This window comes from Shewanella sp. YLB-07, assembly GCF_009377275.1.
Genome location: NZ_VOQB01000025.1, coordinates 42,484 through 53,638 on the forward strand (window position 1 = coordinate 42,484; position 11,155 = coordinate 53,638).

At 45.5% G+C, this 11,155-nt stretch carries 8 protein-coding genes and 1 pseudogene; 3 read left to right on the top strand and 6 right to left on the bottom strand.

All coding sequences use genetic code 11. The annotated features are described in order from the left end of the window. Positions 1–162: 162 nt before the first annotated feature. Both FS373_RS30600 and FS373_RS30605 read left to right on the top strand, forming a co-directional pair. The gene (locus FS373_RS30600) at positions 163–951 is read left to right on the top strand and encodes a cytochrome C assembly family protein (RefSeq protein WP_144047710.1); all 789 of its coding nucleotides are present in this window, start codon (positions 163–165) and stop codon (positions 949–951) included. A gap of 201 nt (positions 952–1,152) precedes the next feature. Further along, positions 1,153–2,436, top strand: a complete 1,284-nt coding sequence (locus FS373_RS30605) for an HlyC/CorC family transporter (protein ID WP_144047711.1) — start codon at positions 1,153–1,155, stop codon at positions 2,434–2,436. Positions 2,437–2,552: 116 nt separating this feature from the next. On the opposite strand, the gene FS373_RS30610 is transcribed toward FS373_RS30605, so the two are convergent. Beyond that, positions 2,553–3,098 (bottom strand): DUF962 domain-containing protein, encoded by a 546-nt coding sequence (locus tag FS373_RS30610; protein WP_144047712.1) that lies wholly within the window; start codon positions 3,096–3,098, stop codon positions 2,553–2,555. Between the two features lie 1,182 nt (positions 3,099–4,280). Between FS373_RS30610 and FS373_RS30615 the strand changes: the two genes are divergently transcribed. Then, positions 4,281–5,567 (top strand): acetyl-CoA hydrolase/transferase family protein, encoded by a 1,287-nt coding sequence (locus tag FS373_RS30615; RefSeq protein WP_152831450.1) that lies wholly within the window; start codon positions 4,281–4,283, stop codon positions 5,565–5,567. Between the two features lie 300 nt (positions 5,568–5,867). On the opposite strand, the gene dsdC is transcribed toward FS373_RS30615, so the two are convergent. The 5 genes and pseudogenes from dsdC to FS373_RS30635 all read right to left on the bottom strand — a co-directional run. Beyond that, the gene (dsdC, locus tag FS373_RS30620; RefSeq protein WP_152831452.1) at positions 5,868–6,824 is read right to left on the bottom strand and encodes a DNA-binding transcriptional regulator DsdC; all 957 of its coding nucleotides are present in this window, start codon (positions 6,822–6,824) and stop codon (positions 5,868–5,870) included. A 169-nt stretch (positions 6,825–6,993) separates the two neighbouring features. Beyond that, a complete protein-coding gene (locus tag FS373_RS30625; RefSeq protein WP_152831454.1) occupies positions 6,994–8,334 on the bottom strand; it encodes a D-serine ammonia-lyase in 1,341 nt (446 codons plus the stop codon). Positions 8,335–8,344: 10 nt separating this feature from the next. Then, positions 8,345–8,671, bottom strand: coding sequence for a hypothetical protein (locus FS373_RS31750; protein ID WP_322619588.1), 327 nt, complete (start codon positions 8,669–8,671; stop codon positions 8,345–8,347). A 46-nt stretch (positions 8,672–8,717) separates the two neighbouring features. After that, a pseudogene (locus tag FS373_RS32835) lies at positions 8,718–8,969 on the bottom strand (D-serine transporter DsdX); the annotation flags it as partial. 1,158 nt (positions 8,970–10,127) lie between these two features. Then, the coding region (locus tag FS373_RS30635) for a calcium-binding protein (RefSeq protein WP_322619589.1) at positions 10,128–11,155 on the bottom strand (1,028 nt) is incomplete at its 5' end.

Here is an 11,155-nt window from a genome sequence, read left to right on the forward strand (position 1 = left end):
CAGAAAGCACTAATTTTTGTACCTTTATCTACTGCACAACCCACCTTAGCTCGTGTTACTCTAGGAGTAAGATTAAAAAGAAGGCTTTACTTGCTTCTCCCCCTTCGCATTGGTGGTGTGTTAAGCAGTCCATAGCAAACAAAACGATAGGTTAATTACTCAATGGTTTTATTTTCCGCTTCAGCCATGCTCTTTTACTCCATAGCCTTAGTGTTAGTGGCCAGCCGTCTGTTTCATGCCGATGGGCCTAATCGCCGTCTTGTCGCTAGCTTTGCCGCTATTGGCGTGGTACTTCATGCGGCAGCATTATCTCAGGCGATCCTGACAACTGATGGGCAAAACTTTAGCTTGACCAATGTCATCTCTATGGTGAACTGGATCATTGCCTTCAGCTTTACCGTCTTATTATTCAGACTCAAGATGATTGTCGTCGTGCCAGTTGTGTATGCCTGCTCCGTCATCTCAGTCGCACTACTCTGGTTGGTGCCACCGCAATACATCACCCATTTTGAGATCCATCCCGACATATTAGTCCATGTAGTGTTGTCATTGATGGCCTATAGCGCCCTGATGATCGCCGCCCTCTACGCCATACAATTGGCGATAATTCAACATAGATTAAAGAGTAAGAAACTGATGCTAAGCCCATCAATGCCACCTCTGATGACAGTTGAAAAACAACTTTATCATCTGGTGATTGTTGGCGTTATCTTATTGAGTCTCTCTCTCGCCACTGGCTTTATCTTCCTCGATGACATGTTCGAAGATGGCAAGGGCCACAAGGCAGTGCTGTCTATCATGGCCTGGTTTACCTATATCGCCATGCTTGCTCAACAGTATTGGGTAGGCTGTAGAATAAGAACCGCTGTGGTTTATACCCTCACGGGAGCCGTCATGTTGTCACTGGCCTACTTTGGCGCCAGAATAGTAAAAGAGATAATATTATCTTAATCATTTCAATGACTAACTCTCTATATGCGCTGCGATTCCCCCTGCGCATATAGACGGGCTAACTTGACACAAAACTCAAACCGATGTAATTACTATTCTTTGAATAAATTCTAAATACAGACATACCCGAAATTCAGATAAGCTAACAGGTATAGCGATAACTGAATTGCAGATGTCATAGCCAACTAATGGAGCTCCTTTTTGGACGCCATATCAACCAGCGCATTGCTCATCATTCTTGTCGTGTTACTCATCATCTCAGCCTATTTTTCGGGCTCAGAAACCGCCATGATGACCCTTAACCGCTATCGACTTAAGCACTTAGCCTCCAGCGGTCATAAGGGCGCTCAACGCGCAATGAAATTACTGGACCGGCCCGACAGACTCATTGGCCTTATCCTCATCGGCAATAACTTAGTCAACATCCTCGCCTCAGCTATAGCAACTATCATAGGTATGCGGCTGTTTGGCGATATGGGCGTGGCCATCTCAACTGGTGTACTCACCTTAGTGGTGCTGGTCTTCGCCGAGGTGACACCGAAAACAGTAGCCGCGTTACACCCGGAGCGCATCGCCTTCCCATCCAGCTTACTGCTCAAATGGTTGCTGGTTATCCTCTTACCCCTAGTGAAAGCGGTAAACTTATTCACTTCAGGCTTTCTGCACTTACTGGGAATACGTTCAGTTAAAACCTCAGATGCCCTAAGCAAAGAGGAACTAAGAACCGTAGTTCACGAGGCGGGCGCACTCATCCCCAGGCGTCACCAGGAGATGTTACTTTCGATAATGGACCTTGAGAAAGTGACCGTAGAAGACATTATGATCCCCCGCTCAGAGCTGTTCGCCATCAATATCAATGATGACTTCAAGAGCATCACTAAGCAGATGATCCAGAGCCCCCACACTCGGGTCCTATTGTTTAGAGACAATATCGACGATGCCGTCGGCTTCGTGCACCTGCGCGATGCGCTACGTCTACAGTCCAAGAATCAGTTCAGCAAATCTTCCTTACTACGAGCAGTGAAAGAACTTTACTTCATCCCAGAGGGAACCCCTCTCAATGTGCAACTGGGTAACTTCCAGCAGAACAAGGAGCGTATCGGCCTGGTGGTAGATGAATACGGTGATATTCAGGGGTTAGTCACCCTCGAAGACATACTCGAAGAGATAGTGGGCGATTTTACCACCTCATCGGAACCCACCCCGAGTGAAGAGATTAACCAGCAACAAGATGGTAGCTTCCTTATCGAAGCCTGCATCAATATTCGGGAACTCAATAAAGAGATGAAATGGGACTTTCCCACCAATGGACCTAAGACCCTCAACGGTCTTATCATCGAATATCTGGAAGACATTCCCACCCCCAATACCAGCATGCGTATTTCAGGCTACCCCATCGAAGTCATCGACGTGGCCGAAAACATGATTAAAACCGTACGTATCATGCCCCAGCACTATGAACTTCCAAAGAAGGCATCAAGTTAGTAATACTGCTGTACTGACTGTGCTGGTTTAAATAGTGTAGATGTAAAGACACTGATATAAAAAGTACTCACAAAAAAGGCGCATAATGCGCCTTTAACAGATTAATCCGAATTCGCTTAGGATCTCGCCTCGCGGCGCAGTGTCTCCAGAGCGCGACGCTTTGCTACCGCCAAGGGGGTTATCTGCTTATCTAACTCTTTCTCCAGTCCTAACATAAAATACAATTCTGCCATCAGGAAAAATGGCCCAATCAAGAGCTGGTTAAGATCGTCGACAAACGCAGGTTTAGCCTTCTCATATTTATGACCGATAAGCTGGAACACCCAACCCACAACAAACACGGCTATAGCTATCCAAACCGCGCCTTGCACTTCGGCAACCAAGTGAGAGGTATAGAGCACAGGCAGAATAAACAGAGCTAAGCCAATCGCCAAACGAGCGTGCAGTTTGAAATAATAGATAAGCACACCAATAGCGAAAGCCGACGCCACATTGATGCTGATAGCAGGATCATCCCAGGCGAAAAAATTAACCGGGATAAGGTTTAGCAGTAAAAATATAGACCAGATGATCAAAGGAACCCCAACGAAGTGAGTCCTGATATTCTTAGGATTCAGGTGAACACTTTTATAAGTCGATAACTGCTCTTCGGCGGATTTCATCTGCTCTTCTCCCAAGATAATCTTATTTAATTATAGTGATTAAACTTTTCGCTTAGTCTAACGAGGTTCTAGGACCTAGTACCTCGTCAACCCTATGTGTACGTTCGTCTCATTTAACCAAATCTTAACCTAAAGGATTTTGCCCTGTTTTAATAGAGTAAAAGATCAAAAACTTGCTGACTTGTCGAATAACAAGTTTCTGAAATATCTTTGAGTAGGGCTCATTGGACCTAATTGTTATTTGATTAGTTTGCTAAATACCATAGCTTCGCTGGTATTTATTGCTTGCAGCAGGTGCTGTATAGGATATACGAATGTCGTGATCACATGGATGTGAAAGAACGGCCTCATATGCAGATACTTCAGTGGGACGCTGGCTCTTAATTTCATAAGAAGTGTCCCTATACGCTCTGCGGTTTCATCCCTGAAACCGAAGCCCACAGCCGCATCTACATCGGGTTATTAGTTTCTTCGATTGAAGGTATAGAGAAAATGTAACTCATTTAGAATCAAAACGGTTTACTTGTCTGAGAGCAGGTTTTAAATATCTTTTTGATTGGTTCATTGGGCAGGTCTTGTACTTGGCATATTCTGATTACCGATATTGCATTGTTATCTACCGCCTGTCCGGCGATAATTGTGCGCTCTTTTTTTGAGAAGGTTCTGTGACACGGTGAATATGGCGTAGCCATGTGCCTATGAACGAGAAGCATGGAAGCTGAACTGGCCTTTAGATAGGATATCATTCAAGCACAGTCCATATAGCCTCAGCCAAAACATCTGACCTACGCGGACGTAGGGAATGCCGAAAAATGTATGGAACATTTTTGGCCATGTCACGGAAGGTCACAGCCGCGTTCACACCTGAATATTTATTTCTTCCAATTAGAGTTTTCTGGTTGTAACTCATTTTTAGACAGAAGCAAATTAAAGCATTGGGTCTAATTAAGCTGACATTGATTAGAAAAAGTATCTTAGTTTATTCGAAGACTCTAATTCGCTGCGACCCCTTTATCTGCCTTTATCTGACATTGGCCGCCATCACTGTCAATATTTATGAACATAAGTTCGGCAACTGTTTTAGGCCTCAGCTATCAGTTTTCGGCCAGGTCTATATTGCATTAGACCTGGCCTTGCTAGTATTTCGGCAGCTGACAATTAAAAACACCCAGGGAAATATCAATGGCACCAATTGTTTGTACTAGTGCGCTCGAAGCCGTCTCTCTGATCCAGAGTGGCGAAAACCTCTGGACCCATTCCATGGGAGCCACCCCCAGGCTGCTACTGAATGCCCTGGCGGAACATGCCTTGAGTCGACAAGATCTGACTCTGCTGCAACTCCACACCGAGGGCGCCGAGTCACTGAGTAATGACAATCTCAAAGGGCACCTGCGCCATCGCTGCTTCTTCGGCGGCTTGCCGACACGGCGACTGCTGCAACAGGGAGACGCAGATTATGTGCCTATCTTCCTCTCCGAAGTGCCAAAATTGTTCCGTTCGGGGGAACAGAAGATCGATACCGCAATCATTCAGGTCTCACCGCCGGACAAACATGGCATATGCTCGCTGGGGATCTCGGTGGAAGCCACACTGGCGGCCTGTCAGGTGGCGGGCAAGATCATCGCCCATATCAACCCGCAGATGCCCCGTACCCACGGAGACGGTTTCATTCACTACAGTAAATTTTCCGCCGTCTATGAAGAAAGTTCAGCACTGCCACAACATCCGCTAGCCGCCAGCGATGCAGTCAGCTTGGCGATAGGTAATAACGTAGCCGAGCTGGTCAGAGACGGTGATTGTCTGCAGATGGGCATAGGCGCCATTCCCGATGCTGTGCTCAGCTGTTTGGGGGGCCATAAAGACCTAGGGATCCATACCGAGCTCTTCTCCGACGGGGTGCTCAATCTGGTTGAGCTTGGTGCCGTTAACAACAGCAAGAAGAAGGTCTATCCAGGCAAGACAGTGACCGGCTTTGCCCTGGGCAGTCAACGCCTGTATGACTATGTCGATGATAATCCCTCGGTAATATTCATGGATATCGAGCAGGTTAATGACACCGCCATCATTCGCAAGAACCCCAATGTCATGGCGATCAACTCGGCGCTGCAGATCGATATCTCGGGCCAGATTTGTGCCGACTCCCTGGGCACGAAGATCTACTCCGGCGTCGGTGGTCAGATGGACTTTATCCGTGGTGCCGGCCTGTCCGAAGGTGGCCGCTCTGTGATTGCCCTGCCGAGCACCGCATCGGGGGGCAAGGTGTCGAGGATTGCCACCGTACTCTCACCCGGCGCTGGGGTGGTAACCACCCGGGCCCATGTCCACTATATCGTCACCGAATACGGCTGTGTAAACCTGCGGGGGCGTTCACTCATAGAGCGGGCTAGGGCCCTTATCGATATTGCCCATCCTGACTTCAGGGAGCAGCTGTGTCGAGAGACCTTCGACATGTGGGGACTCAGTGTCTAGTGGCCATCTATACATACGAAGTCAAAAATAAAGACAACCTATTATTAATCAATCACTTGCCATGACCCAAGGATGTTATTGGTTAACTATATCTAGGTTTATTTCTCTGCTAGTAATATAAAGGAAATCATCTGTAACAATGAGTTGGTGAAATAGGCTAGGCTGCCTTTACACTGGTTTTTTCCAGAACTGGGCATCGCCATTTTTTATGTTTAATTGATAAGGTTCGAAGCCATACTTTCTGTAGAAAGTAAGTGCAGTTTTATTGCCTTCTTGGACTTTCAAACTAACTTTTCAAGTTTATAAACTGTCACATCTATTGGCCACAGCTCCCTCATCGGCCTGCTGTTTTAGCCAGTTAAGAAAGGCTTGGACTCTCGGGTTTGGCTCTATATCGGCACTATAAACAGCATGATACTGGTAGCTGGCGGGAGTACTTAATGAGGCAAAAGGCGCGATAAGTTCACCGCTTCGTAGACGTTTATCCACCAAGCGTTTACGGCCTATAGCGAGTCCCGCATTATTCATGGCAGCAATAACGGCCAAATCAGAGCGATCGAAGCTTAAGCTGCGACTATTATCTATGCCCATTATTTGATGGTACTTCGCCCACTCTAACCACTCGGCATTAAAGGCCGCTTGTGGCCAAGCTTTGCAATCATGCAGCAAGGTACATTGACTCAAGTTGTGTGGCTTACCGATAAGATCGAATCGCTCGGCATAGTCTAGACTGCATACGGGCGTCACTTCTTCAGACATTAACTTTATACTAGCGAGGCCCGGAAAAGGCCCGCTGGCATAATAGAGGGCCACATCGATAAATTGGGTGCGAAAGTTAACATCTTCGTTACCCGTAAGAATATCGAGCTGAATAGCTGGATAAGCTTGATGAAAATCATGGATCCGCGGCACCAGCCAACACTGAGTAATTGAGGGACGGGCATAAATAGTGAGCCTGCCCGATAATTCATTGGTTCGAATCTCATTAAGCTCTTCATCTAGCTGAGAAAATAATAATGTACAACTGCGAAACAGCCGTGCTCCTTCTTCGGTCAATTTAAGTTGCTTATGTAAACGATGAAACAGCTTAAAGCCAAGCTCTTGCTCCAGCTTGCCAATTCTATGGCTGACCGCACTGGGTGTCAGATACAATACCTGAGCTGTCTGAGTAAAAGACAGGTTCTGCGCCGCATTAACGAAGGTATTAAGATTCGCCAATTGACTCGCGCCCAGTTGTGCGTGCCGGCCTTGATTCATAAGCTATGTGTCCCAATGAAATTACCCAATGCAGTTTACGATACTAGTCTGATTTTTGCATTTGAAAATGAACCAATACCATGCCGTACTTATACCTAATGCAATTGATATAAGTACGACATAAACCCGTTTAGATTTATCCTGCGCTGCATACGCAAGAGCGATTAACTCAGGACAGGCCTACAAGCTCAGCACGCTCGAGATACTTATTCATTTCATCCGTTGGCACCATGCCGCCTCCCGTCGCCCACACCAAGTGAGTCGCGTTGGCCAGCTTACTTTTAAGCTGCATCCTATCGAGGTAAGCATCATTGGCAAGCACATGAACTATGCCAGGTACCCCAGCAAGGGCGGATGGCTCAAGCTTAAGCTGCTCAGTTTTGTACATCATCCCCAATAACTTATACATCTCATCATCTTTAATGGTGATATAACCATCGAGCAGTCGCTCCATCGCTCTACCAACAAATCCTGATGCACGTCCAACTGCTAAACCGTCGGCCGCAGTAATATTATCTATGCCTAAGTCTTGAACCGAAATTTTATCATGTAAACCAGTATGCACACCTAACAACATACAAGGTGACTGAGTCGGCTCGGCGAAGATACAGTGAACATGATCACCAAAGGTTTGCTTAAGGCCAAATGCCACGCCGCCAGGGCCGCCACCAACACCACATGGAAGATACACAAATAGCGGATGCTCAGCATCAACCAATATCCCCTGATCGATAAACTGTTGTTTCAGGCGCTCACCGGCAACGGCGTAACCTAAGAACAAGGACGTAGAGTTTTCATCATCGACAAAGTGGCAGAAGGGATCTTTGAGTGCTTCTTCACGACCACGTTCAACGGCAATGCTATAGTCAAATTCATACTCGACCACATTAACACCATGACTACGCAATTTATCCTTTTTCCACTGTCGAGCGTCAGATGACATATGCACGCTCACCTTAAAGCCTAGCGTTGCACTCATGATACCGATAGATAAACCTAAGTTACCTGTAGAGCCCACGGCTATTTTATATTTTCCAAAGAAGGCTCTAAATTCATCCGAGTCTAACTTGCTGTAATCATCATCAAAACTGAGTAGGCCTGCTGCTAGCGCCAACTTCTCGGCGTGCTGTAGCACCTCATGAATACCACCTCTAGCCTTAATTGAACCAGAAATAGGCAGTAACGCATCAAGCTTGATCATCATTTGACCCGGCAGTTCACACTCATAGCGCTCAGCTAATGCCGATTGCATGGCGGGAATGGCCTGTAGCGGTGACTCTATGATGCCATTCGTCGCACGAGTATCAGGGAAAGTGCGACAAAAGAAAGGTGCAAACCTTTGTAAACGTTCGCTTGCATCTTGCACATCTTTATCGGTCAAACCAACATAAGGGAGTGCCGTGGCATAATCGGTAATATTAGGGTTAAACCAGCTCAGGGGCTTAAGGTTAATTAAGTTCTGCAGTAATGGAAACTCGTTTACCAGCTGTTCTACTTGTTGCTTATTCATAATCTACTCTTTATACAACTTGAGATAATAATAGGATCCCGCCTAGGGAGACAAATGATGCCAATACGGTAGCGGCGGTGAAATACTTGAAAGTGTCTTGAATCGAAGCGCCCAGATACTGCTTAACCAGCCAGAATAAGGAGTCATTCACATGGGTCCAACCAATAGCACCCGCACCGATGGCCAATACGATAATTTCTGGTTTTACATCTGGATATATCCCCAAAAGTGGCAGTACGATACCCGCGGCGCTCAACATGGCAACCGTGGCAGAGCCAATAGCCAAGTGCATAATGGCAGCGACGAGCCAAGCTAAGATAATGGGATTTATCTGCACGCTGCTGTCCCAAACGGTTCAGCATGGTCTTGCCAATGCGCTCAGCACCACCTGACACTTCGAGCATCTTGCCTAGAATAGTACCAAAACCTATGATCAGGGCCAGGAAGCCAAGTGTACCGGCCACGCCCTTTTCGATAGAGCTCATGATCTCCCCAAGCGGCATCCCCATAGTCACACCGACGAAAATACTGGATATGATAAGAGCAATAAACGGATGTAATTTAAGTTTGACGATACAGAATATAATGATGCCGATCGATAAAGCCAGAATCGACAACAGTGCGACGTTAGTCATTTCCGAGTACCTCGAATTGTATAAATTTAAATTGATTAAAGCTAACGGTGATAGCCTAAGTGCCGTGCTCTCTTTGTAGATGGCAAGTATGCGATAGCTTAAAAAAATAGACAAAGTATGAATATTTTTGCATTGGTTGAACCTGATTCACCCTAAACATCGATAAGGTTCACAACAATTAGGCTTGTTTCAAAGTAAAAAATAAAAACCCATTAACAATGGCTGTTTTTAATAGAATAAAAGGTCAAATGACAGGTTTTGTGGATTTACTTAGTATGTTGAGTTTCTTATAAAGGTTAATACTTGCTGGATAACAAAATCGAATGAGTTTGTCAGGGAACAAATCTAAAGTATCTTTTGAATCCATTGGGTTTAGTCGGTATTTGAATGGCTTCTTGATACCAAAGCCCCATTGTTACCAATTGCCTTCGGCAGGTGCCATGGAAGGACGCATCAATGTCGTGACCTCATAGATGTGAATGAACGACCTTAAATGCAAACACTTCTGCGACACGCTGTGACTTTTTTATAAATAGATCGGTCCCTATAGGCTCTGCGGTTTCAAACAACTTCCATGCTTCTCGTTCATGGGTTATGGCGTTGCCATATTCACCCTATCTCTAGCTCAAAGAGCTTCATAGCGTGAGACTGGCTTTTTCCAGAACTGCGGCTTATCATCAATATAACAAATGACACTGAAGGTATAAGGTATTTTTTAAAGCTCAGATGCTAATTTTCAACAACAAACTGCGATATCGGTTCATTGCCTCCCATAGGATCTTTCGCGTACTCATCCATTAAGAACAAAAAATCGCTTACGTGCATTTCATTTGTATAATCAATTACTACCCTTTTAATATTCACATTCTTCTCCGATATATGGCTGGCACTGTACCTTTTTAGTTTCCAGACCTTAACACGATGCATGGATTCACAAATACAGTGATACCAAACCCCGCTGCACCAGCCGCATTTACAATGCGGTAAATGGTTCCAGAACAGATATCCCTTCTCATTAAATATACAAGTAGTACCTAACAAGTTTTGGCTGAAAACAGCTTACCAAAGAAGACAATGCATGATTCTAAATAAAAAATGGCATCTTACTCAATGTAAGATGCCATTTATCTATCAGGTGAAACTAGAGAGTGAGCCTAACTATAGTGTTTGCCAACTCTCTACCAAAATTGGCTGTAACTCATCCTTGGTCGCTTGTGTAACAACACTACCAGCATTACTTGGAACATCGAAACTTGCCATGGCTGAAACAAGTTGTTCCAACTGGTTATTCAATAACACAGAATTGCCAACCTGAATTTGATCAACTTGATAATTAGCGCCGTTATACCAATTATTAACCTCTACCTGATCATCAGTTCCAATGATATTAATCTGCAGATTATTACCATCACGACTAAACCAGAGATCTTCGATTGATACATCATCGAAGCGTGCAACATCAATACTGGATGAACTTGAATCATAATTGTTTATGATATCTTGCCCGCTACCAGAATCAAACTGATAAGTATCACTGCCGCCACCTGCATTTAAAATGTCATTACCTGCTCCGCCTTCAATAACATCGGCAATGCTTGTTCCAGTAATAACATCATCGCTAGCGGTGCCTAACATCAAGGCACCTGCCGCCATGATATCTGCTTCACTCAAGTTGCTTGCACCACTAGTGTCGCCCGCAAACTCTATCGCTTCAATATGCGATGACGCAGAAATGTAGCCATACTTAACCACTATCTGACCATTGTTTGCCGCATTGTTCGGGTCTGTTATCGTGATAACCAAGTCACCCGCCGCATTATGGGTTAACTGCACCATGTCACGGCTAATATCAGCACCAAAGATGATTTTGTCCGGACCTTTATAGGAACTCGATGAAGAGATGTCACCCACGTCGGTTATCTGGTCATGACCATCGCCTAAGTCATAATGGTAAGTGTCCTGACTGTAAGAGCCACTGATGATGTCATCGCCCAGGCCACCGCGGAAGCTGTTGCTATAACTGCGAGCGTATGATGACGCTGAACTCAACTTTAAGGTGTCATCACCTTCGCCGCCATCAAGCAAGTTATTGCTCGTGTAGTGGCCTGATAACGTATCGTTACCCGCTTCACCATAGAGTTCATTACCACCTGAACCACCATTGACCGTGTCATTTCCGCCACCCG

Bases quoted from the DNA above. Each gene is read 5' to 3' on its own strand.
- dsdC (WP_152831452.1), bottom strand. From the start codon at position 6,824: ATGAATCAAGGCCGGCACGCACAACTGGGCGCGAGTCAATTGGCGAAT.
- FS373_RS30625 (WP_152831454.1), bottom strand. From the start codon at position 8,334: ATGAATAAGCAACAAGTAGAACAGCTGGTAAACGAGTTTCCATTACTG.
- FS373_RS30610 (WP_144047712.1), bottom strand. From the start codon at position 3,098: ATGAAATCCGCCGAAGAGCAGTTATCGACTTATAAAAGTGTTCACCTG.
- FS373_RS30600 (WP_144047710.1), top strand. From the start codon at position 163: ATGGTTTTATTTTCCGCTTCAGCCATGCTCTTTTACTCCATAGCCTTA.
- FS373_RS30615 (WP_152831450.1), top strand. From the start codon at position 4,281: ATGGCACCAATTGTTTGTACTAGTGCGCTCGAAGCCGTCTCTCTGATC.